This is a genomic window from Stenotrophomonas rhizophila, assembly GCF_003651185.1.
GTDB classification, from domain to species: domain Bacteria; phylum Pseudomonadota; class Gammaproteobacteria; order Xanthomonadales; family Xanthomonadaceae; genus Stenotrophomonas; species Stenotrophomonas maltophilia_Z.
On record NZ_RCDC01000004.1, the window covers coordinates 2,297,206 to 2,319,522 of the forward strand.

At 62.6% G+C, this 22,317-nt stretch carries 18 protein-coding genes; 6 read left to right on the forward strand and 12 right to left on the reverse strand.

Annotated features, from left to right (window positions below; translation table 11 throughout):
• Window positions 1-435, forward strand: coding sequence for a VOC family protein (locus BCL79_RS10220; RefSeq protein WP_121040539.1), 435 nt, complete (start codon window positions 1-3; stop codon window positions 433-435).
• 72 nt (window positions 436-507) lie between these two features.
• Here BCL79_RS10220 and BCL79_RS10225 read toward each other — a convergent pair whose 3' ends face one another.
• Window positions 508-822 carry a DUF736 domain-containing protein gene (locus BCL79_RS10225; protein ID WP_121040541.1) on the reverse strand — a complete coding sequence of 105 codons (315 nt, stop codon included), beginning with the start codon at window positions 820-822 and terminating at the stop codon, window positions 508-510.
• 678 nt (window positions 823-1,500) lie between these two features.
• Window positions 1,501-2,103 (reverse strand): TetR/AcrR family transcriptional regulator, encoded by a 603-nt coding sequence (locus BCL79_RS10240; RefSeq protein WP_121040544.1) that lies wholly within the window; start codon window positions 2,101-2,103, stop codon window positions 1,501-1,503.
• 94 nt (window positions 2,104-2,197) lie between these two features.
• Between BCL79_RS10240 and BCL79_RS10245 the strand changes: the two genes are divergently transcribed.
• Window positions 2,198-2,599 (forward strand): nuclear transport factor 2 family protein, encoded by a 402-nt coding sequence (locus tag BCL79_RS10245; RefSeq protein ID WP_121040546.1) that lies wholly within the window; start codon window positions 2,198-2,200, stop codon window positions 2,597-2,599.
• Between the two features lie 195 nt (window positions 2,600-2,794).
• Here BCL79_RS10245 and BCL79_RS10250 read toward each other — a convergent pair whose 3' ends face one another.
• The 3 genes from BCL79_RS10250 to BCL79_RS10260 all read right to left on the reverse strand — a co-directional run bounded on the left by BCL79_RS10250 (window position 2,795) and on the right by BCL79_RS10260 (window position 6,029).
• Window positions 2,795-3,004: a hypothetical protein gene (locus BCL79_RS10250; protein WP_220668905.1), complete on the reverse strand. Its 210-nt coding sequence runs from the start codon at window positions 3,002-3,004 to the stop codon at window positions 2,795-2,797.
• 62 nt (window positions 3,005-3,066) lie between these two features.
• Entirely contained in the window at window positions 3,067-5,064 is a 1,998-nt protein-coding gene (locus tag BCL79_RS10255) for a ParB N-terminal domain-containing protein (protein ID WP_428999425.1), read from the reverse strand.
• 137 nt (window positions 5,065-5,201) lie between these two features.
• Window positions 5,202-6,029 carry a DUF932 domain-containing protein gene (locus tag BCL79_RS10260; protein ID WP_121040552.1) on the reverse strand — a complete coding sequence of 276 codons (828 nt, stop codon included), beginning with the start codon at window positions 6,027-6,029 and terminating at the stop codon, window positions 5,202-5,204.
• A 623-nt stretch (window positions 6,030-6,652) separates the two neighbouring features.
• Between BCL79_RS10260 and BCL79_RS10265 the strand changes: the two genes are divergently transcribed.
• Window positions 6,653-8,965, forward strand: a complete 2,313-nt coding sequence (locus tag BCL79_RS10265; protein ID WP_121040554.1) for an ATP-dependent nuclease — start codon at window positions 6,653-6,655, stop codon at window positions 8,963-8,965.
• On the forward strand, window positions 8,958-10,904 hold the full coding sequence (locus BCL79_RS10270) for a UvrD-helicase domain-containing protein (protein WP_121040556.1): 1,947 nt from the start codon (window positions 8,958-8,960) through the stop codon (window positions 10,902-10,904). The genes BCL79_RS10265 and BCL79_RS10270 overlap by 8 nt, the downstream gene beginning before the upstream one ends.
• 120 nt (window positions 10,905-11,024) lie before the next feature.
• On the opposite strand, the gene BCL79_RS10275 is transcribed toward BCL79_RS10270, so the two are convergent.
• From BCL79_RS10275 to BCL79_RS10305, 7 genes are all read right to left on the reverse strand, one after another.
• Window positions 11,025-11,786: an abortive infection family protein gene (locus BCL79_RS10275; protein ID WP_183073718.1), complete on the reverse strand. Its 762-nt coding sequence runs from the start codon at window positions 11,784-11,786 to the stop codon at window positions 11,025-11,027.
• A gap of 49 nt (window positions 11,787-11,835) precedes the next feature.
• The gene (locus tag BCL79_RS10280) at window positions 11,836-12,906 is read right to left on the reverse strand and encodes a PDDEXK nuclease domain-containing protein (protein WP_121040560.1); all 1,071 of its coding nucleotides are present in this window, start codon (window positions 12,904-12,906) and stop codon (window positions 11,836-11,838) included.
• Entirely contained in the window at window positions 12,903-14,102 is a 1,200-nt protein-coding gene (locus BCL79_RS10285) for a tyrosine-type recombinase/integrase (protein WP_121040562.1), read from the reverse strand. The genes BCL79_RS10280 and BCL79_RS10285 overlap by 4 nt, the downstream gene beginning before the upstream one ends.
• 245 nt (window positions 14,103-14,347) lie before the next feature.
• The gene (locus BCL79_RS10290; RefSeq protein ID WP_121040564.1) at window positions 14,348-14,851 is read right to left on the reverse strand and encodes a hypothetical protein; all 504 of its coding nucleotides are present in this window, start codon (window positions 14,849-14,851) and stop codon (window positions 14,348-14,350) included.
• 40 nt (window positions 14,852-14,891) lie between these two features.
• Window positions 14,892-15,185, reverse strand: a complete 294-nt coding sequence (locus tag BCL79_RS10295) for a LysM peptidoglycan-binding domain-containing protein (RefSeq protein WP_121040566.1) — start codon at window positions 15,183-15,185, stop codon at window positions 14,892-14,894.
• A gap of 94 nt (window positions 15,186-15,279) precedes the next feature.
• Complete coding sequence (gene queF / locus BCL79_RS10300) at window positions 15,280-16,098, reverse strand: NADPH-dependent 7-cyano-7-deazaguanine reductase QueF (protein ID WP_121040568.1); 819 nt, start codon at window positions 16,096-16,098, stop codon at window positions 15,280-15,282.
• Window positions 16,099-16,181: 83 nt separating this feature from the next.
• On the reverse strand, window positions 16,182-17,510 hold the full coding sequence (locus BCL79_RS10305; RefSeq protein WP_121040570.1) for a M20 family metallopeptidase: 1,329 nt from the start codon (window positions 17,508-17,510) through the stop codon (window positions 16,182-16,184).
• Between the two features lie 230 nt (window positions 17,511-17,740).
• Here BCL79_RS10305 and BCL79_RS10310 point away from each other — a divergent pair, with 230 nt between their 5' ends.
• Entirely contained in the window at window positions 17,741-18,979 is a 1,239-nt protein-coding gene (locus BCL79_RS10310) for an efflux RND transporter periplasmic adaptor subunit (protein ID WP_121040573.1), read from the forward strand.
• A gap of 88 nt (window positions 18,980-19,067) precedes the next feature.
• The gene (locus tag BCL79_RS10315) at window positions 19,068-22,307 is read left to right on the forward strand and encodes an efflux RND transporter permease subunit (protein ID WP_121040575.1); all 3,240 of its coding nucleotides are present in this window, start codon (window positions 19,068-19,070) and stop codon (window positions 22,305-22,307) included.
• Window positions 22,308-22,317: the final 10 nt, after the last annotated feature.

Sequence of the window (22,317 nt, forward strand, 5' to 3'; positions counted from 1 at the left end):
ATGACCGAACCTCGCAACTTCGACCACCTCTGGCGCGACCGCAACGACACCTCGCGACAGCGCGTACCGCGCGTGCTGATCCGGGTGTTCGTCGGGCCAGGGGAGCTTGAGCGCAGCGTGCGTTTCTATGAAGAACTGCAAGGCGTGACAGCCGACGGTGGCTTTCCCTTCCCTGAAGCGGGTTTGCGCCTGGCGATGGTCGGTGCGTTCCTGCTGATTGAGGGAACGCCTCAAACATTGGCACCTTTCACGTCGACCACGGGCACGCTCCTGGTCGATGACGTACAGCCTTACTACGACAAGCTAGTGGCTGCCGGCGCAAAGATCATCTTTCCTTTGCAAGTCGTTCCCACAGGCGCCGCATTCAACGCGGTTCACCCGGATGGCACGGTTGTCGAGTACGTCCATCATCGACCCGACCCACAGGGCCGGTAATCAGCGGCGAACGCTGGAGCCAGGTGCGCAAGGATGCGCCCAGCCGCAAGGGCGGGGCGCGGTGGGCGGCCGTCAGGCCGCCTTGGGCTGGCTGCGCGACCAGATCAGGTCGTGCGTGCCGTCCTCGCCTTCGATCAGGCGGGCATAGACCGTTGCCGGGAACGAAGGATCGTCGAGGGACACGGACACATAGGAGCGTCCGGCTTCACTGAGTTTCCGCCACCCCGCGCCGATGTCGTGTCCAGCCGCCTGAAGGCGGAAGTCAGGGGCGTTCTCGGTGTCGCCCTTGTCGTTGGGAACCAGCTTGACCTTGACGTTCAAGGTCAGGGTGCGGAGCGTGCCGGTGAAACCGTCTTTCTCTGCGGTGAAGGTGCCGATGTTAGCCATGATTTTTCTCCTTTCGGGTTGAACAAGGTCGCGCCAGTGCGTCCTTGTTGTGATCCGGCCGGCGGGGGATGGGCTGGCCGCACCGCGCAGCGGTCGCAACACCGTGGAGAACCTGGAAGCGAAAAAAATTTGCCGCGCGAGGAATGCGCGCAGCGCAGGGGAAATTGTTTTCGTTGGAAGGTTGCGGCCATGAAGCCCAAGGCGCAGGCGCGCCACCGCCAGGATTCACGACAAGCCAAGGACGCACGGGCCGCCCACTCCCAGATGGAGACATGGCCGATTCGGCATCCCCGCATGACGGCTTCACCGGCTCGTGCCCTGACACGGGCCAGGTCAATGCCTCGATGACAAGGCCAGAGCGCCCCTACCGCAGCTCGCGGCACACGCTTGAGGCGTGGCGTGGAACCTCCATCGGAAAGCCGGGCGGTATGTCGGTGAACCGTCCTTCGTGACGTACAGGCAACGAACCGCCAGCGTCGAGGACGGCACACTTTCGCACAACCTGCCGCAGCAAGCCGGGGCGTAGCCCCACACGCCCGCCCTTACGGCGGGGCGCTCAACACCCGACAAGCACAGCGCGTAGGCGTGAAGGATCGAAGCCGAAGGGCCGTGACGGCATCGCCGGCACGGGGCACAGCCCGAGAGCCTGGCGGCACTTCGTGCCGGCACGCTCCCAGTTCATGCCTGGACGTTAAAGCTCAAGGCCCGCAATGCGGGCGCGATCAGCGCTTCGAGTTCGGCGCGGTTCGCGCCGTCCCTGGCGTGGAACGAGATCATCTGCGTGACGCCGTGAAGGAACGCGGCACATTGCAGGGTATCGAACCGAGAAGGCAACTCACCGGCAGTACGGGCACGTTCGAGACGCGCACGAATCAGCTCGCGCGTCTTGTCGCGTGCCGCTCTGAGGTACCCCCGCGCTGTTTCGTTCTCCGGCAGGCAGTTCACCACGCCGAGAATCAGCAGGCAGCCCCCCGGCCGTGCCGATAGGGCCACGTCGATGCTGGCGCGAAGCATGCCCTCAACGCCATCGCGCAAGGTGGCGCCGCTGTCCAGCGCCTGCCGTGGATTTGCCCCGACCGTTGCGATGTAGTGGTCCACCGCTTCGCAAAAGGCCGCCTCCTTGGAGCCGAAGGCCGCATAGAAGCTCGGCGGCGCGATGCCCGCCGCCGCCGTCAGATCGACAAGTTGCGCGCCTTCGTAGCCGCGCGCCCAGAAGACTTCCATCATCGCCTGAAGGGCGACATCACGGTCGAAGCGGCGTGGGCGACCACGTTGGGCCATGACTTCTCCATTTATTTAATTCCTACTACAATATTCTACGGGTCCGGCCCATCATGGGCAACCTGAGCATCTACTACAAAGAAAGGATCGAGCCATGTCTGCATCTCCCCCCGCCATCGTCGAAGAATTTTTCCGCCGCGCCGGTACGGGCGAACCCGTCGAAAAGATCGCCGAGCTGGTCAGCGAACAGGTCGATTGGTTTGTGGCGGGCGACACGAACGTCGTGCCGTGGATCGGCCGCAAGGTTGGCAAGGCAGGCGCGGCGGAGTTCTACGCCCAGATCCGGGAGCAGATCGCATCCGAAGCGTTCGAGGTGAGCGAGATCCTTTCGCAAGGCAATCGGGTGATCGCGCTCGGAAAGCTGGCTTCGCGCGTAGTGCGTACCGGCAAGCTGATCGAATCCGAATTCTGCTTCGACTTCATCGTCGAGAATGGCGAGATCACCCGGTTCCGTCTGTTCGAGGACAGTTTTGCCGTGGCGCAAGCCGCGACCTAATGCGGTTCACAAGTCCTCCCACTGGCGCTGATTGCCGTACTGCGCGCAAGACCATTGCGCGCTCGCCCCGTCGCCGCCTGGCCGAAGGCGGCGACGGGGCGACTTTGTTTTGGACGTTGGAACCGGGCGCGGCCACCGCCGCGCCCGGTTCTTGAACATCGGCCCCAAGGCGAAACGGCTTGGGGCCGATGCGGATTATTCTTTCGTTTCGACAATCCACCACACGGCACGCGGCAAGGCTCGGCCCGTGATGAGGTGCAGGTCGGTCAGGTCGGCGCGGGCTGTCCAGCCACGCGGCGGACGGTAGCCGCGCATGTCGCCTTCGCCATGCCAGCGGCGGGCGCGTACCGTGCCGGGGGCATAGATCGCGGACATGCGGGGGCGGTTTACGGGTTGGGGGTTCATGGTCGGCATCCTCGGCATGAAGCGCCCCGGTCGGAACCGGGGCGCTTGTCTGCGGCGCAGGGTCACGCGGCCAGTGCCTCGGCCTGCGGCTGCTCATCTGCCTCGGCTGCGGCTTCCTCCGGCGCTTCGGCTGCGGTCGCCGCATCCTGCGCGGCCTGCTGCGGTTCTTCAGCCCGGAAGATGGCGGGCATCCAGCCGGTACCAACGGCCAGTCGTTCGGCTTCGCCAGCAATGTCGGCCTTCTTCAATTTCGCCAGCCGGGTGACGTGCGCGGGTGCGAACTCGCCCACAGCTTCCAAGATTACGGCCTTGGAAACGTGCTTGAAGTAGCCTTCACCGGTCGGCTTCCACCATGCCGCCATGTCCAGCCCCACGGCCTGCGCCAATTCCGCGCCGGGCTGCTGCTGCGTAGCGCTAGGCGTCACCACGTCCACCGTGGCCGCGACGCATACGGCCAGCAGCCGCACCAGTTCATCCTGCGACTTCGCCAGCAGCACGGCGAACAGTTCGGCGCTGTCCTGCGGCAAGGCTTCGCCTGCCACCTGTTGCAGTTTGCGTAGCGCCATGGCGGCGGGCGATTCGGGCCAGTCCGGGGCCATGCCTTCCAGCCGGTCTTGTGCTTTCAGGCTCACGCCCAGCGGCAAGTCGTGGCCGTAGTGGCTTTCCTGCAAGACGGCTTGCACCATGCCATGCACCACGGCGGCCAGCGCGGCTTGCGGATGCCGAGCCACCTCGATTTGCAGCGCGGCGGTACGGTGGGCGCTCAACCGCTGCGCCAGCCGGTCGGACATGGCGGTGGTCTTGGGCTGCTCGGCGTTCTCGCCTTCGGCTTCGTTCGCGGCATCCGCGCCACCGAAACCCTGCCGCAAGCGTTCCAGCGTGCGCAGCGCCTTGGCTTCGGCTTCGCGCATCAAGCCGCGATGCACCACGGCTTCGCCGCTGCGGTCGATGGTGACGATGGCACCGGCTGCCGCCTTCACGTTCGCGCCGTAGTCCTGCAAGCCATCTTCCAGCGCCTGCAACTGCTCGCCCAGGGCTTCGCCGTCCTCCTGCAAAGCATCGGCCTTTTCCTCGTCGTCGGCGTCCAGCGCGGCATCCACGGCCTCGGCCAGTTCGTGCAGCTTGGCTTGCAGCTTCTCGATGCGTGCGGCTTCGCGCTTGTTCGGTTCGCGGCGTTCCCTCGGGGCGCGTTGGAAGGCGTGCAGGTCGGCATGGGTCGTGCCGGGTGTGGCATCCACCCATGCCCATCCCTCGGTCTTTACCTCGGCGGCGATGCATACCAGCTTGTCTTGCGCCAGCCGTTCCAGCAGCACGGCATCAGTCAGATACACGCCCGCATCGCCTTCCGCGAACAGGTCACGGCGGATGCCGCCGCCTGCGGCGTCGTAAGTGTCCAGCCCGACGAAGCGCACCAGCGGATGGCGGTAGGCGTCGATTTCGCGTTCGGTCAGACGGTCGCGCAGCGCGGACGGCTGGCGCTGCCACGTTGGCGCATCGTAGAAGGCGCTTTCCTGTGCGGTATGGTCGTCGGTGATGGACAGGGCCATCAACTGATCGAGCGCGACGGCATCGGCGCGATAGTCGGCCAGCAGGCGCGGCGACACGTTGGCGAGTTTCAGGCGGCGCTGCACCACCAACGGCGTGACGCTGAAATCCGCCGCTATGTCCTCGATGCTGCGGCCCTCCATCACCAGCGCGGCGAATGCCTCGAACTGGTCGGCGGGGTGCATGGCTTCGCGCTGCACGTTCTCGGTCAGGCTGGCCGTGCGGGCGGTGCCATCGGCCACCAGCAGGCAAGGCACTTCCCATTCCTTGCTGATGCGGTGTTTCTTCGCCAGCAGCTTGAGGGCTGCAAGGCGACGGCCACCGGCGGCGACTTCGTAATGCTCGCCATCGGCAGTGGCAATCACGATCAGGTTTTGCAGCAGGCCGACACGCTGGATGCTGGCGGCGAGTTCTGGAATCGACATGCGCGGGCTCTTGCGCACGTTGCGGCCAGTGGGACGCGACACCAGCCGCGACAGCGGAACCAGAATCAGGTTCTTGGTCGGGTCGGCCACTTCCAGTGGGGCGGCGGTTTCGATGGCGTGGGCTTCGATTTGGGTAACGGCGTTCATGGTGATAACTCCTACAGGTTCGGGGATGCAGCAGCGAAGAAAGCGGCAAGGGCTGCTGCCTGCCCCTGCCGCGTCGGGGTTCAGGCTTTCAACTGGCGCATGCCATCAGCCAGCAGCCAGAGCGCGCGATTCAGTCGGATGTTTTGGTCGATGCCCTGCACCGGGCGAGTTTGCTGGCGGCGTCCGTTGGCGCTGCGCCCGCGCAAGCCGCCTTGGGTCAGGTTTTCTTGCGTGCGGTTGAACACGCTCCACAAGTCCGGGCGGCGGTCGTCGAAGCGGCGCGGCATCAGGATTTGCGATTCCGTGATGGGCGCGGGCTTATCGGGGTCGTCGTATTTGAGGGCCAGCGCGGCACGGGCGAACACTTCGGATTCGCCATCGTTCAAGGTGATAGCGTGCATGGCATCGCGGGATTCCTTCACCCGGTCGAAACCGCGCAACACCTCATAAGCGCCCTCGATGACGAAACCGGCCACGTCGCCTTTGTGGGGCACGCGCACATCGGCCACGGTGTCGCCGCAGACAAGGCCATTGCTGCAAACGAAACGGAACATTCCAGCCAGCATCTGATAACTGCTGGTGCCGTCATGCGAGTTAAGAAGCACAATTTCATTGGCTTCCGCGCCGTTGATCTGGCTCGCGTGCCGCAGGCGCAGCATGTGTTTTGTGTGCTCGCGCTTGCCTTCATCACGCACGCGGGTCTGGCACGCCATGAAGGGTTGAAATCCCTCCTTGCGAAGCTCGGCCAGCACGGCGGACGTGGGGATGTAGGCGTACCGCTGCGAACGGCTTTCATGCGGGGCGTCCGCGAAGATGGACGGGGCCACGCGGTGAATCTGGTCATCGGACAGCGGGTAATCGCTGCGCAGCGACGGGGAACGGGAAGCGAATCGGGATGCGAGTTGCATTGCATTTCTCCTGACGAAAAAGGTTTGCTGTTCAAACCGCACACCGGATTCCTAGATTCGGAGCCCAGCCTTTCGGCTGTTCGGTGCGGTCGGCACGAGGAACCCGGTTGGCCCTGTTGCCACCGTCTTTCCTGAGTTCGTCGCCCGCGACGGTCAGGAGCGCGCGGACGGGGGCCGTCAAGGAAACAAGCGCAGGGTTGGTGCGGCCCGCAGGCGCAGCCGAGGACACGGCCCTGCGCGCCTTGACGGCACACGGCCGCGGGCTACAGTCGCGGACAAGGTGATGAGGTCAGGAAAGATGGCTGGACAGGCAACGGCCATCCCTTTATGCCGACGGCACGCAAGCGAAGCGCGCAGGCCCGAAGCTGGAAGCCGGGCCGGAGGCGTCAGGGATGTGGAAGGCTGGCGATAGCAAGTCCCGTCAGGGATGAGCGAATAGCGAACCTGGAGCAGCGCGGTCCGCGAAGCGGAGACGCACTGATGTATTTCGCTTATTATTCTTATGAATGAGCTAGCTGCTTTTGGCTAGAGTTGGACATTGCCACTGGCAAGACGCGAACACTCCGCCATCTTTCGGCGAATATTGCTTCTTATAAATTCTAAAAAATTAGCGGAGGATTTTCGTGCATCTTCACTCGTATCGCCTCAGAAACTTTCGACGTTTGAAGGATGCTCATATTGAACTGGCTGACGACATATCAATATTCGTAGGATCGAATAATAGTGGCAAAACGTCGGCGACTCAGGCCATCCACGCATTCGTCGCGGGTGGAAGGGATCGTTTCAGCCTCTATGATTTCAGCTCTTCGTGCTGGAAAACTTTCGATGAAGCTGAAAATATCAACCTGACCGACCCGCTTCCCGATGGTTTCTCGCTTCCAAGCATAGACCTTGATCTCTGGTTCGAGGTTGCAGCGCCAGACCTCTATCTAGTAATTCCCTTGCTTCCGAGTACGGCGTGGGAAGGAACCAAGGTCGGCATACGAGTTTCCCTGACCGCTCGAAGCTTCATTAACCTCATTCAAAACTACCAAGAAGCTAAGGCCAGAGGTACTGAACAGGCTGCGGAACTACCGCCAGAGTCCCAATATGTCCCCTGGCCTCGCTCCATGACGGACTATCTCCAGCGCGAGTTCAAGAGCGAATATGAGCTGCGCTACTTCATCTTGGACCGCACGCAATTTGATGAAAACTTCCGTGAAATCGGCGCTTATGTTCCAGATGAGCTAGGTGGCGAGCCAGGTGGCGGAACGATTCTGAAATCGCTTATTCATATCGACAACCTCGGGGCTCAGCGACACCTTTCTGATCCTAATCCGGAAGCCGGCGGCAGATCGGAAGATCTGTCAAAGCGTTTGAGCCGTTTCTACAAGCGCAACCTTAATCAGAGGCAAGACGATCACACAGCCCTTAGGGCGCTGTTCGAATCCGAGCAAGCGCTCAATGTTCACTTAGATGGGGTATTCAAGCCGACGCTTGATCGGCTCGCCAAGCTTGGCTATCCAGGCATCAATAACCCGCGACTGAAGATTATGTCGGCGCTGGATCCCGCCCACGTCATGAGCCAGGACGCGCGGGTCCACTACCAGATCGGAGATGGCGAAGACACTGCCACCCTTCCCGACAGTTATAACGGGCTTGGGTTTAAGAATTTGATCTACATGGTTGTGGAGATTCTTGACGCCCAAGCCAGGTGGGCGACGATGGACAATCGCCCCCCATTGCACCTGATTTTCGTGGAGGAACCAGAGGCCCATCTTCACGCCCAACTCCAGCAGGTCTTCATCCGCAATGTTCTTGAGCTTCTCAATATAGAGGGCGACGATGGAAGTATTTTTGGCAGTCAAATGGTCGTCACGACCCACTCGCCACACATTCTTTACGAGCGAGGCTTCAAGCCAATCCGCTATTTCCGACGCAAGAAAGTCGGCAAGGAACAGTTGACAGAAGTTCTAAATTTATCGGCGTTCTACCAAGCTCAGCCAGACGATCGTGATTTTCTAGAACGATATTTAAAGCTGACTCACTGCGATCTCTTTTTCTCAGATGCCGCTATTCTCGTAGAAGGCAATGTTGAGAGATTGCTCCTGCCCGTAATGATTCGAAAGGTCGCGAGGACTCTCCGATCAGCTTGTCTATGCATTTTGGAGGTTGGCGGCGCCTTTGGGCACCGCTTTCAGTCGCTTATTGAGTTTCTCGGTCTGACAACGCTGATCATCACTGATATTGATAGTGTTGCCCTTGTGGCTCCGGCGGCCGGCGAAGATGTGGATGACGAAGAAGTCGAGGAGTTCGAGGTTCCAGCCGACGCGGAAGAAGACGTCGCTGTGCAGGCCCAGGATAATGGGCAAGATCCAGTCGGTGAGCCTATAGTCCCAGCGCCTAAGAAGAAATACGGCAAGGCTTGTTTGCCCAGTGAACCGAACGCTGCGACTTCGAATCAAACCCTCATCAAATGGCTTCCGGGGAAGCTCACAATCGAAGACTTGCGTAACGCCTCTGAAGCGGACAGAACTCACGTGCTCGAAGACGATACGAAGGTTCGCGTGGCCTATCAGACTGAACGGACTGTCACTTGGAACGGAGCCACTGAAACCCTCCGCGGGCGCACACTTGAGGAGGACTTTGGCCTTGAAAACCCGGAGTGGTCCCAAGCCGCAGCGAGGAAGCCCCTTGGTCTGATTGTGAAGGGCGGGGCCGCTGGTCCTGCCGCTCTTGCTAAAGGCCTTCATGAGAAGGTTTCGCGGAAGAGTTTCGATAAAACGAAGTTCGCACTCGCCGTTCTCACTGAAGACGAGAATGCGTGGCATGTACCTGCTTACATCCGTGATGGGCTTGTCTGGCTGAAGGACGAAGTACGGATCGAACTTGAGACTGTGCTGCCCGACGCCGTTCTCATCGCCGAAGATGTCGCGATAGGGGGCGAGCATGAGTAGCCGTGCAAATAAGCCGGACACCCAGGCAGACATCGATCTGCGAAACTGCCTTGGAGACGTTCCGCCGCGCAGCTTCATAATGAAGGCCGGCGCCGGCTCCGGAAAAACCACGTCTCTGATTAAGGGGCTATCGTCGGCCATCCGAATACACGGTGATAAGCTGAGGAAATTCCGCCAGCGCATTGCCTGCATTACCTACACCGAGATCGCAGCCGGAGAGATATGGAGGGATGTCGGCAGTGATCCGCTGGTTCACGTTTCGACGATCCACAGCTTCATGTGGCTGCTAGCTAAACCGTTTCAGAACGACATTCGCGTATGGGTGTCTGGGCGCATCACGGAGAAAATTGAGGCGCTTGAACAGAAACAGGCAACCTATGGCCCCAGGGTTCAACAGCGAACAAAGGACAAAGACACCCGAGACCTGGAGCGCCTTCGCAGGCAGTCGGGGCGGATCGCCGCAGTCAAAGGCTTCCGGTACGGAACGGGTAGCGACTACGTAAAGGGAATTTTGGGGCACGACGACATTTTGAAGCTTGTGCCGTACCTCATCGCTGAGCGCCCTCTCTTTCGAACCCTTCTCGCGCGCCAGTTTCCTTTCGTATTTGTGGACGAGAGTCAGGACACGACCACCGAAGTCATAGAGGCATTGAAGATCGTTGAGCGCGAGCCTGGCGTTACATTTTGCCTCGGCTTCTTCGGCGACCCGATGCAACGAATTTATGCTACGGGAACCGGGTTGGTCGAAGCGGCACCGAACTGGGCCGACATTCCGAAGCCAGAGAATTTTCGGTGCTCAACTAAGGTGCTGAACCTGGCAAACGCCATTCGGCGCGATGGTGATGACCTCGTTCAGGTTCCAGGCCAACGTCTAGGCCCTGAAGGCATCGTTCCAACTCCTGAAGGGTCGGCCCATCTTTTCGTCTTACCGGCGGACGATACGCGAGATGCCAGTCTGATTCGGGTGCGCGAATGGATGGCGGCACGAACCGGTGATGATCATTGGCGAGCAGGTGATGATGACCAAGAGCGGGTAAAGCTTCTCGTCATTGTTCACCAGATGGCCGCAAAGCGCTTAGGGTTCGGAGAGCTTTACACGGCACTTAATTCCAAAGCGCCGACAGCATTCAAAGAGGGCTTTCTGGATGGCTCTGCATGGCCTCTTTCACCGTGTGTGAAATTTCTGATTCCGATAGCGATTGCCCATACAGAAAGCCGGCAACTCGAAGTGATGCGACTGATCCGAGAGTATTCGCCCCTTCTTGAAAAAGGCGATCTCGCTGGAGCGAACGTCGCAGAGCGGCTTAAAGCACTTAGAGAGCTTGTTACCTCAATTGCAGAAGGCATAGCCGGGAATTCCAACGTAATGATCGGCGACCTTCTGAAGCAAGTGTACGCCGCAGGGTTATTAATCTTCGATCCCCGGCTAGCATCTTACTTGGACCCGGAAGCAGCTCCACCTGCCCAGCCCGCAGAAGGGGTGGACAATGACGACGACCGAGAAGACGATGAGTCCGATAAGGAAATGGCCTCAATGGATGCTTTTTTAGCGTGTCCTGCTAGACAGCTTCTGGCGTACCAGACCTACATTTCAGAGCGCTCACCTTTTTGGACTCAGCAAGGCATCAAGGGGGCTGAATTTGATAGGGTGCTCGTCGTGTTAGACGATGCGGAGAGTACCCATTTCCAGTTTTCTTACGAAAAATACCTGGGCCTCAAAGCGCTTTCGGATACCGACCGAAAACACATCGAGGCAGGTGAAGAAACGACTGTGGATCGAACACGCCGTCTTTTCTATGTGAGCTGCACAAGGGCGTTGAAAGACCTAGCGGTCGTTCTCTTCACGGCCGATCCTGAGCAGGCAGAGGCGCACCTGCGTCGGCTTGATCTTTTTGAAGATGAGGCAATCCACACTGGGGCCGTTTTCGTGGCAGCATAAGTGATGCTCGCTCGGATGATCGCCCAAGGGAATGGCCGCCGCCGCGCTTAGACTTTTACTGCGAGTACACCGTTATACGGGAGCTTGGCGGCATCAGTATGCGAACCTACGCGCCCACGCTTATGAACGAATCTTCTGGCTCAGATAGTGAAAGATCGTTCGGACGGCATTAACGACCAATGCACCCTCAGCCAGCCCGACGATATTCTCGTTAGGGTGGGCAACGCTCCCATGGTTGCGAAGGGTATTGAGCGCATCGAGAACAGAAGCAAATGATGCCAAAACTCTTCCTATTTCGCCGTCATGCTCGCCCAATGATTGCAGCGCAGGATGTTGGATACGAAGCGCCTTATATGCCTGCGTAAGAGTTGCGTCATCGGCGAGCGTTATCGCACTGTCCTTGCAAACGGATTTCAAGTATCCGTGCATGGCCGTGTGAAGCCTGTCGATCGCACTTGGTGCTCCTGAAGTGGCAAGCAAGTTATCAGAGTCTGCCAGAGCACGACGCACGACATCAGAAGCCGAGATTGCAGGCAGCACAGCGGGTACATGGCCCGTTTGATAGCCCAACTCAATGAGTTTGCTTGGCTGGTCCCGTTCTAGATGTGGATGAACCTTAGGGTGTTCTACGACTGCGACCAAAGCCCGCATATCGTTATTGACAAAATACTGAAGAGCCTGGAAGACACAGGCGCCGTAGTCATCATCCCCAAATCCCAAGCTTCGGAGCAGCCGGCCATGCCCCTGGATATAGTCGTGAAACCCTGTCAGGTAGCCAAGCTCATGCCAGTCCGTCGCATTGAACTCCGATACGATGGCGCGTTGCATGGCAAGCATGAGTGAACCGCGCCACGCTGAATCTTCTAATAGTTGATGGTTCATTTCGCCCCCTTGAAATGAACAATTTACCTCAGCTTTGGGTTAATAGAACTCAGTCTCTGTTTTCGTCCATGCCGCGTTGCTCAATCTGCAACTTCGCCCGCTGCGTTGCCTGTTGCAGCCGCTCCACTAGCACGCCCCTCGGCGGCAAGGCAGTCAGGTACTCGGCGACGTGGATGCCCGACTTGTCCAATTCCAGCAGCTCGATCTGCTCGGACTTCTTGCCGGTGCAAAGAATGATGCCGAGCGGCGAGGATTCCTCCGGCTCCCGTTCGTGCTTATCGAGCCAACGCAGATAGAGCTCCATCTGCCCCTTGTACGCCGCTTTGAACTCCCCGACCTTCAATTCCACTGCTACCAGCCGTCGTAGCTTGCGGTTGTAGAACAGCAGGTCAAGGTGAAAATCGTCGTCGTCGATCTGGATGCGCTTCTGCCGGGCGACAAAGGTGAAGCCCACGCCCAACTCCAGCAGGAAGGACTCCATCTCGCGGATGATTGCTGCCTCCAGATCGCCTTCCTGCCAAGTGTCGCGCAGTCCCAGGAAGTCCAGGATGTACGGGTCACGCATGACCAGGCTGGGCGAGATGCGCTGCGCGTCGCGCATGGCCGCCAGCTCCTGCGCGATCATCGTGTCCGGCTTCTTGGACAATGCCGTGCGTTCGTACAGCATCGAGTCGATGCGTTCGCGCAGTGTCCGAACGCTCCAGCGTTCGACGCCGGCCATCTGCGCGTAGTAATCCCGCTGCATCGGCTCCTTGAGCGCCAGCAGCAGGACGAAATGGGACCAACTCAATTGTCGCGACAGCGTCGCGACAATTCGTTCCTCCGGGAACGTGGCGGCGAACTTGACCATCCGGCGCAGGTTCTTCTCCCCGAAACCCCGCCCGTAGTCACGGGCAAGCTGCTCGGCCAGCGTCGGCAGGATTTCCTCGCCGTAGCCGGCCCGCTGCCCGGCCAGTACTTCCGTATGGATGCGCTGGCCGATGCGCCAGAACAGCAAGGTCAGCTCGGCATTGACCGCCGAGGCGGCGCGCTGGTGCGACACCTCGATCAGTGCCCGGATGTCGCCCAGCAGCGCCACCGGCGCTGCTGGCGACGCGACTGACGCCTTGCGCCGGGTCATGCCGCCACCTCCTTGGCTTCTTGCATCCCGGTGATCGTCTTGCGCCGATTCGCTACCAGTTCGGCCGCGTCTCGCACCGGCTTGTCCTCGGTGTGGACATAGCGCATGAACATGGCCACGGTCTTGTGTGCCGTCAAAGCCATGCCGACCTTGACCGGGATGCCGGAGTTGGCAATGTCGGTTGCTGATCGGTGGCGAATGCCGTGCGTGCCCACATGCGTGGCGCCAGCCGCCTTGAGCGCGCGGCTCCAGCCACCGTAATATTCGCCTACGGTCATGTGCTTGCCAGGGTGGCGCGGAGATGGCAGCACATAGGGATTGCCTTCCTGCCGCGGTGCCGTCGAAAGCAGCCGATAGGCTTCCTCGCTCATGGGCTTGGACATGCCGCCGGTCTTGCTATCCGGCCAGACTACTCGCCGGTTTTTCAGATCTAGCCAATCCCATTCGAGCTTGACGATTTCGGAGCGGCGGCCCGCGAATTCAAATTGCAAACGTATCGCTAGGGGGATGACATAGTTCACCAACCCCTCGGCCTCGATCCGGTCGATATGTCGGAACAGCTTGCCCATGTCCTCGTCGCTGATGAGGTGGGTAGCCTTCCCGTTGGGGAACATCGGGACGTGCCGGCACGGATTGGTGCCGTCGGGTCGGAAGCCCCATACTTCGGCCAGATTGAACATCCGGCGCATGACGCTGAAGGCACGGTTCGCCTCGGCCGGCTTATGGGTCATCTTCTTCATCATCCCAGCTACATCAGGGCGCTTCACGTCCTGAACCTTCAGCCGTCCGATCATCGGGACGATGCAACGGTCGATGACGCCCTGATAACCGTCTTGGGTGCTGGGCTTGTTGCGCTGCCTGGAGTAATCCTCCATGAACTTCGTGCACAACTCCTTAACGGTGGGCGCTTGGCGTGCCGTCGCTTTCTCTGCGGCGGGGTCGCCACCCCGACGAACTTGGGCCAGCCACTCCTGCGCCAGCGAACGAGCCTGCTCGACGGTCAGTTCTCCGTATTGGCCCAACGCAGGCTTGCGGCGCTCGCCAGCGTTCGTCCGATACTGGAGCATGAACACCTTACGGCCCGCTGGGGTAACCTTGCACAAGAAGCCGGGGACTAGCGTGTCCCGGAGTTCGACGGCTTGCACCTGGGGTTGTGCCGCATCGACAGCGGACTTGGTGAGTTTGATCTTAGCCATGATGACTCCTCGGAAAGACCTGGATTCCAAGGGCCGGATAGGAGTCAGGCGGTCGGAAGTCAGGTCAGGTTTCGGAAAGCACCGGCATATGTTGAACTCGCCTAAGTTATTGATAAACCTGCTGTATCTGGCTGTGGCGTAGTCCAGCGAATTTCGGTGCTGGAGTCATGGTGAAATAAAAAAGACGCAGCCTCGCGGCTGCGTCCATCGTGAGCCTGTTGCCGGGAGAGAGTCGGCGTCTGGGCTTACTTGACCTCAAACTCCTGCGGCGATCCAGCCGCCTTACCATCTACCATGACTTCCGCGCGGTACTTGCCCGCCGGCCAGCCATTGGCATTCTTGAAGGAAATATTGGTGGTCTCAGCACCGGTGGTATTCACCACCTGGTTCTGCTCACCGGCCACCTGGCCGTTCTGGAAGGTCAGCTTGGCCGCCACGTTGGCGTTGTTGGCGCTGCCATCGGTGCGGATCGAGACGATGATGTCGTCTTTCGGCGCGAACAGCGCGACCGAGGTGACGGTCTTGTCGGCTGCGGCGGTCTTGCCAACGGTAACGGCCGAAACGTTCACGCCTGCTGCAGCGGTCATCGGCTGCGGCGCGGCTTCCGTCATCGGCGCCGGGGCGGCCGGCGTCATCGCAGCGGGCTGCGCGTTGTTGTCAGCGGTGTCTTCTTTCTTCTTGCAGCCGGCCAGGGCCACGGTGGCCAGAAGCGCGGCGAGGACGGCAGTACTGATGGACGACTTCTTCATGTGAGGTTGCTCCCTTGTAGGTGATGGGCAGTACAGCGGATCAGGCTTTGGGCGGCAGTTTCAGGGTCTGGCCCGGTTGGATCTTGTCCGGGTCGTCCAGTACATCGCGGTTGGCCTCGAAGATGCGCTTCCACGCATTGGCATCGCCCAGTTCCTGCTTGGCGATCTTGGAGAGCGAATCGCCCTTCTGCACCGTGTAGGTGCCCCCGACCTTTTCCGCAGTGGTATCCACCGAGGAGGTCACGCCCGAGAAATCGACCTGATCGACTTTCTGCGCGGTGGTATCAACGCTGGCGCTGACACCGGAAAAGTCGACTTTCTTATCGGTACTCATCCATACACTCCCGTCTTGATTGACGACATGGGAGGCACGGTGTCACAGCCCTTGTTAATGGGGCATGGCGTGGATGTGAAGACGCGCGGAACGCCTACTGGCGCAGGTCGCGGACGGTGCGCGCCGGTGCGGCGATGCCCGGGCTGGCCCGCCACGGGTTGATGTCCAGCCCACCGCGGCGGGTGTAGCGCGCTTCCACTTCCAGCCACTGCGGCTGGCAGCGCTGGGTGATCTCGCTGAAGATCCGCTCCACGCACTGCTCGTGGAACTCGGCGTGTTCGCGGTAGCTGATCAGGTATTTCAGCAGGCCGTCGCGGTCGATCTTCGGGCCGCGGTAGCGCACGCTGACACTGGCCCAGTCCGGCTGGCCGGTGACCGGGCAGTTGGACTTGAGCAGGGCCGAACTCAATGTTTCGGTGACCACCTCATCGGCATCGGCGAACAGGAACTCCGGGGCCGGCGGGCCGTAGCGCTCAATGGTCACCTCGCGCTCGTCCAGCGACTCGCCCTCGGGCTCTTCCACCAGCGGCGGCACCCCGAGCACCACCGTCACCACCGCCCCGGCACACGCCGACAGATCGCGGGTGATACACAGGCGCGCGGCCGCGTCATCCTCGAAACGCGTGCTGTTGAGCGAGTTGAGATACAGCTTGAACGACTTGGATTCGATCAGGTTCGGCGAGGTGCACGGCACGCTGACCGTGGCCACGGCCACACGCGGCTTGCCGCGCCCGTCCAGCCAGCTCAGCTCATAGGCCTGCCAGCGGTCATGGCCGACGAACGGCAGCGCCGCTTCGTCCAGGCCGATCTCCTCGCGGGCGCCGCGGCGCGGGATGGGGAAGAGCAGGCCGGGATCGTACTGCGACGGGTAAGCAACCTCGCGACCGAGGCTGGAGTCCTGGGGGGTATTCATGCCGCCATTTTACGCCGGTAGGCGCGCGGCGTCCGGCGGCGAAAACGAAGGGCCCCGGCCAACGGCCGGGACCTACCGTCGTTTCACCCCGCCGCAGGCACAGCCGGCGTCCCGTTGAGATAATCCAGGCTCACCTGCAGCAGCGCGCGCAGGCCCACATCCAGCGCCTTTTCGTCGAGCAGGAACTTAGGCGAATGATTGGCCGGCGCCGTGGCCGGATCGATCCCCTCGCTGGTGGAGCCGACGAAGAAGAACATCCCCGGCACCTGCTGGGCGTACAGCGAGAAGTCCTCGGCCCCCATCTGCAGCGGCGGCTCGTACACATTGCCCTCGCCCACCACGGCCTGCAGGCTCGGCAGCATCCGCGCGGTCAGCGCCGGATCGTTGACCGTGGCCGGGTTGCCCTCGGACTCGTAGATCTCGGTTTCCGCCTTGGCCCCGTGTGCGGCGGCGGTGTGCTCGGCCATGTTGCGCAGGTCGGCGAAGATCTGCTGGCGCATGCCTTCGTCGAAGGTGCGGATGGTGCCGACCATCTCCACTTCATCGGGAATGATGTTGTAGCGGATGCCGCCCTTGATCGCGCCGAAGGTCACCACCGCCGGCTGCTTGGAGAGGTTGGCACGGCGGCTGACGATGGTCTGCGCGGTGCCGACCAGGTCGGCGGTGGCCACGATCGGGTCCACCCCGTTCCACGGCGCCGAGCCATGGGTCTGGCGGCCGATCACCTTGATCCCGAAACGATCCGACGCCGCCATCAGCGGGCCGCCACGCACCGCGATCTGGCCGGCCGGCACGCTGGAGAACACATGCAGGCCGAACACTGCTTCGGGCTTGAAGTCCTTGAACAGCCCTTCCTTGAGCATCATCGCCGCACCGCCCTCTTCCGGCGGCGGCGCGCCCTCTTCGGCGGGCTGGAAGATCAGCATGACCTCACCGGGCAGGTTCGCGCGCATCTTCACCAGCGCATCGGCCACGCCCAGCAGGGTGGCGGTATGGGCATCGTGGCCGCAGGCGTGCATCACTCCGACCGTCTCACCACGGTAGGTGCTGGTAGCCTTGGAGGCGAACGGCAGGCCGGTCTGCTCGGTCACCGGCAGCGCGTCCATGTCCGCGCGCAGGGCGATCCGGGGGCCGGGCTTGCCGCCCTTGATGATCGCCACCACGCCGTGGTGGGCGATGCCGGTCTGCGGCTTCAGGCCCATCGCGCGCAGGCGCTCGGTCACCTTGGCCGAGGTGCGTTCTTCGCGATTGGACAGCTCCGGGTGCTGGTGGAAGTCGCGGCGCCAGTCGATCACCTGGGCCTTGAGGCGGGTCGCGGCGGCGGCCACTTCCGGGCGTTCGGCGGGGGCGGCAGCAGCCAGGCCGGGGGCGGCCAGCAGCAGGGCGGACATCAACAGCGACAGACGGGGCATTGAAGGTCTCCACGGGTCAGAACGGCGGTCGAACCTGAATGTAGGGCATCAGCGCCGGACGCGCTGTAACTTTCTGCCCCGGCAAACGTTCATGCAAGGAACCTCACCCGTCACATCCGGTCTGATCGCCCGTCCCATCCGTCATGCATGAAAGGCCACGGGCGACGAGTATGCTTTGCGCCTAGCCAACCGGGCCCCCGCCCTCCGCCAGCCCCCTCAGGAGTTATTGAATGTCGCGTTTCTGGAAGATCGTGCTGCTGGTGGTCGCAGTGCTGGTGGTTGCCGTGGTCGGAATGCGCCTGATGGGCGGCAAGAAGGGGGATGCAGGCGGCCCGGCAGCCGAAGGGCGCCAGGGCGGTGATCCGGCCAATGCCGGCCCGGTCCCGGTCACGGTGATCGATGCCGTCCGCCAGGATGTGCCGGTCTACGCCAGCGCACTGGGCACGGTCGCGGCGATGAACACCGTCACCGTCAGCCCGCAGGTCGGCGGCCAGCTGATCAGCCTGAACTTCAAGGAAGGCCAGGAAGTGAAGAAGGGCGACCTGCTCGCGCAGATCGATCCGCGCACCCTGCAGGCCAGCTACGACGAAGCCGCGGCCGCCAAGCGCCAGAACCAGGCCCAGCTCGCCACCGCCCGCTCCAACTACCAGCGCTCCAATTCGGCCGAATACCGCCAGTACGTGGCCAAGACCGACCTGGATACCCAGCGCAACCAGGTGGCCCAGTTCGAAAGTGCCGTGGCCGCCAACGAGGCCAGCATGCGCGCCGCCCAGGTGCAGCTGCAGTACACCCGCGTGACCGCCCCGATTTCCGGCATCGCCGGTATCCGTGCGGTCGACGCCGGCAACATCGTCAGCGCCGGCACGGCGTTGGTGACGCTGACCCAGATCCACCCGATCCATGTCGTGTTCAACCTGCCCGAGCGCCAGCTGCCGGCCGTGCGCCAGGCCCAGGCCGCCGGCCCGGTGGACATCGCCGCACTGGACCGCAACGACGCGCACGTCCTTACCGACGGCGGAAAGCTGGATGTGGTGGACAACCAGATCAGCAGCGACAGCGGCACCTTCCGCGCGCGCGCCCTGTTCGACAACGAAGACAACTCGCTGTGGCCGGGCCAGTTCGTCAATGTCCGCATGCAGCTGCGCACCATCGCCGGCGGCGTGGTGATCCCGACCCAGGCCGTGATGCGCGGGCCGGACGGCGAATACGTCTACATCGTCAAGCCGGACAGCACCGTGGCCATGCAGACGGTGAAGAGCGGCGTGGAAGTCGGCGACAGCCAGGTGCAGATCACCGAGGGTCTGAAGGGCGGCGAGCGTGTCGTGAGCGAAGGCCAGTTCCGGCTCAAGCCAGGCGCCAAGGTGACCGCGCTCAAGCCGGGCGAAACCCCGGCCGCACCCACCGAAGCCGAGCTCAAGGCCGCCCAGCAGCAGGGTGGCGGTGGACGCCGCGGTGGCGGTCCGCGCTGATCGCGCCCGCCCCACGTTCCTGACGCCGGCCCATGCGCCGGCGTTTGCCTGATCCAACGCAGCACGACGCACCAGCAAGGACCCGCCCGTGGGCTTTTCGACGATTTTCATCCGCCGCCCGATCGCCACCTCGCTGCTGATGGCGGGCCTGCTGCTGCTCGGCATCCTCGGCTACCGCCAGCTGCCGGTGTCGGCGCTGCCCGAGATCGATGCGCCCAGCCTGGTGGTGACCACCCAGTACCCCGGTGCCAACGCGGTCACCATGGCCTCGCTGGTGACCACGCCGCTGGAGCGCCAGTTCGGGCAGATATCCGGGCTGGAGATCATGACCTCCGATTCGTCGGCGGGGCTGTCCACGATCATCCTGCAGTTCTCGATGGACCGCGACATCGACATCGCCGCGCAGGATGTGCAGGCCGCGATCCGCCAGGCCACCCTGCCCTCCTCGCTGCCCTACCAGCCGGTCTACAACCGGGTGAACCCGGCCGACGCGGCGATCGTTACCCTCAAGCTCACCTCCGACACGCGCCCGTTGCGCGACGTCAACAACTACGCCGACTCCATCCTCGCCCAGCGCCTGTCGCAGGTGCAGGGCGTGGGCCTGGTGTCCATCGCCGGCAACGTCCGCCCGGCCGTGCGCATCCAGGTCAACCCGGCGCAGCTGTCCAACATGGGCCTGACCCTGGAAGAACTGCGCAGCGCGCTGACCCAGGCCAACGTCAACGCGCCCAAGGGTTCGCTCAATGGCAAGACCCAGTCCTACTCGATCGGCACCAATGACCAGCTGACCAGCGCCGCCGAGTACCGCGACACCATCATCAGCTACAAGAACGGCCGCCCGGTGCGCCTGTCCGATGTGGCCAACGTGATCGACGGCGTGGAGAACGACCAGCTGGCCGCGTGGGCCGATGGCAAGCCGGCGGTGCTGCTGGAAGTGCGCCGCCAGCCGGGCGCGAATATCGTGCAGACCGTGGAGCGCATCCGGGCGCTGCTGCCGCAGCTGCAGAACGTGCTGCCGGCCGACGTGCACCTGGACATCTTCAACGACCGCACCGAGACCATCCGCGCCTCGGTGCATGAAGTGCAGTTCACCCTGATCCTCACCATCGGCCTGGTGGTCGCGGTGATCTTCGTGTTCCTGCGCCGCTTGTGGGCCACCATCATCCCCTCGGTGGCGGTGCCGCTGTCACTGGCCGGCACCTTCGGTGTGATGGCGTTTGCCGGGATGTCGCTGGACAACCTCTCGCTGATGGCGCTGGTGGTGGCCACCGGCTTCGTGGTCGACGATGCGATCGTGATGATCGAGAACATCGTGCGTTACATCGAACAGGGCAAGAGCGGGCCGGAAGCGGCCGAGATCGGCGCGCAGCAGATCGGCTTCACCGTGCTCTCGCTGACCATCTCGCTGGTGGCGGTGTTCCTGCCGCTGCTGCTGATGCCCGGCGTCACCGGCCGCCTGTTCCACGAATTCGCCTGGGTGCTGAGCATCGCGGTGACGCTGTCGATGCTGATCTCGCTGACGCTCACCCCGATGATGTGCGCCTACCTGCTCAAGCCCGATGCGCTGCCCGAAGGCGAGGATGCGCACGAGCGCGCCGCCGCGGCGGGCAGGACCACCGTGTGGTCGCGCACCGTCGGCCTGTACGAGCGCAGCCTGGACTGGGTGCTGGATCACCAGCCGCTGACCCTGGCCGTCGCCGCCGGCGCACTGGTACTGACCGTGGTGCTGTACATCGTGATCCCCAAGGGGCTGCTGCCCGAGCAGGACACCGGGCTGATCACCGGCGTGGTGCAGGCCGACCAGAACATCGCCTTCCCGCAGATGGAGCAGCGCACCAAGGCCGTGGCCGAAGCGCTGCGCAGCGATCCGGCAGTGACCGGTGTCTCGGCCTTCATCGGCGCCGGCACCATGAACCCCACGCTCAACCAGGGCCAGTTGTCGATCGTGCTCAAGGAGCGCGGCGACCGCGATGGGCTCGACAAGATCCTGCCGCGGCTGCAGAAGGCCGTCGCCGGCATTCCCGGTGTGGCGCTGTACCTCAAGCCGGTGCAGGACGTCACCCTGGATACCCGCGTGGCCGCGACCGAGTACCAGTACTCGTTGTCGGACGTGGACAGCGCGCAGGTCGCGCTGCAGGCCACCCGCCTGACCGAGGCGCTGCGCCAGCGGCCGGAACTGGCCGACGTGGACAACAACCTGTCCAACCAGGGCCGCGCGCTCGAGCTGACCATCGACCGCGACAAGGCCAGCGTGCTTGGCGTGCCGATGCAGACCATCGACGACACCCTGTACGACGCCTTCGGCCAGCGCCAGATCTCCACCATCTTCACCGAGCTCAACCAGTACCGCGTGGTGCTGGAAGTGGCCCCGGAGTTCCGTACCAGCACCGCGCTGATGAACCAGCTGGCGGTGGCCTCCAATGGCGCTGGCGCACTGACCGGCAGCAATGCCACCAACTTCGGCCAGGTCACCTCGTCCAACTCGTCCACCGCCACCGGCATCGGCGCGCAGAACACCGGCATTCCGGTCGGCGCCGGCAACATCATCCCGCTGGCGGCGCTGGCCGAGGGCAAGGTCACCAGTACCCCGCTGGTGGTCAGCCACCAGCAGCAGCTGCCCGCGGTCACGGTGTCGTTCAACATCGCGCCGGGCTGCTCCCTGTCCGATGCGGTCAAGGCGATCGAAGAGACCAAGGCCGGCCTGGACATGCCCTCGCAGGTCCATGCGCAGTTCATCGGCAAGGCCGCCGAGTTCACGGGCAGCCAGACCGACGTGGTGTGGCTGCTGCTGGCCTCGCTGGTGCTGATCTACATCGTGCTGGGCGTGCTGTATGAGAGCTACATCCATCCGTTCACCATCATCTCCACCCTGCCCCCGGCCGGCGTCGGCGCCCTGCTGGCACTGATGGTGTGCGGGCTGCCGTTGTCGGTGGACGGTATCGTCGGCATCGTGCTGCTGATCGGCATTGTCAAGAAGAACGGCATCATGATGGTCGACTTCGCGATCGAGGCCCGGCGCACCGGTGCCAACGCGCATGAAGCGATCCGTCGTGCCTGCCTGCTGCGCTTCCGCCCGATCATGATGACCACCGCTGCCGCGATGCTCGGCGCATTGCCGCTGGCGCTGGGCACCGGCATCGGCTCGGAACTGCGCCGCCCGCTGGGCATCGCCATCGTCGGCGGCCTGCTGCTCTCGCAGCTGGTGACGCTGTACACCACGCCGGTGATCTACCTGTACATGGAGCGCTTCTCCGAGCGCCTGCGCCAGCGCCGCGAACAGCGTGCGCTGCGCCATGGCCATGGCCCGGTGCAGGAGCCGCAGGCGTGATGATGAGCAC

What these genes read in the sequence shown, in the direction of transcription:
- BCL79_RS10250 (WP_220668905.1), bottom strand. Translation starts at nt 3,004, where the DNA reads ATGAACCCCCAACCCGTAAACCGCCCCCGCATGTCCGCGATCTATGCC.
- queF (WP_121040568.1), bottom strand. Translation starts at nt 16,098, where the DNA reads ATGAATACCCCCCAGGACTCCAGCCTCGGTCGCGAGGTTGCTTACCCG.
- BCL79_RS10245 (WP_121040546.1), top strand. Translation starts at nt 2,198, where the DNA reads ATGTCTGCATCTCCCCCCGCCATCGTCGAAGAATTTTTCCGCCGCGCC.
- BCL79_RS10220 (WP_121040539.1), top strand. Translation starts at nt 1, where the DNA reads ATGACCGAACCTCGCAACTTCGACCACCTCTGGCGCGACCGCAACGAC.
- BCL79_RS10225 (WP_121040541.1), bottom strand. Translation starts at nt 822, where the DNA reads ATGGCTAACATCGGCACCTTCACCGCAGAGAAAGACGGTTTCACCGGC.
- BCL79_RS10295 (WP_121040566.1), bottom strand. Translation starts at nt 15,185, where the DNA reads ATGAGTACCGATAAGAAAGTCGACTTTTCCGGTGTCAGCGCCAGCGTT.
- BCL79_RS10280 (WP_121040560.1), bottom strand. Translation starts at nt 12,906, where the DNA reads ATGACCCGGCGCAAGGCGTCAGTCGCGTCGCCAGCAGCGCCGGTGGCG.
- BCL79_RS10305 (WP_121040570.1), bottom strand. Translation starts at nt 17,510, where the DNA reads ATGCCCCGTCTGTCGCTGTTGATGTCCGCCCTGCTGCTGGCCGCCCCC.
- BCL79_RS10290 (WP_121040564.1), bottom strand. Translation starts at nt 14,851, where the DNA reads ATGAAGAAGTCGTCCATCAGTACTGCCGTCCTCGCCGCGCTTCTGGCC.
- BCL79_RS10275 (WP_183073718.1), bottom strand. Translation starts at nt 11,786, where the DNA reads ATGAACCATCAACTATTAGAAGATTCAGCGTGGCGCGGTTCACTCATG.
- BCL79_RS10260 (WP_121040552.1), bottom strand. Translation starts at nt 6,029, where the DNA reads ATGCAACTCGCATCCCGATTCGCTTCCCGTTCCCCGTCGCTGCGCAGC.
- BCL79_RS10270 (WP_121040556.1), top strand. Translation starts at nt 8,958, where the DNA reads ATGAGTAGCCGTGCAAATAAGCCGGACACCCAGGCAGACATCGATCTG.
- BCL79_RS10310 (WP_121040573.1), top strand. Translation starts at nt 17,741, where the DNA reads ATGTCGCGTTTCTGGAAGATCGTGCTGCTGGTGGTCGCAGTGCTGGTG.
- BCL79_RS10240 (WP_121040544.1), bottom strand. Translation starts at nt 2,103, where the DNA reads ATGGCCCAACGTGGTCGCCCACGCCGCTTCGACCGTGATGTCGCCCTT.
- BCL79_RS10285 (WP_121040562.1), bottom strand. Translation starts at nt 14,102, where the DNA reads ATGGCTAAGATCAAACTCACCAAGTCCGCTGTCGATGCGGCACAACCC.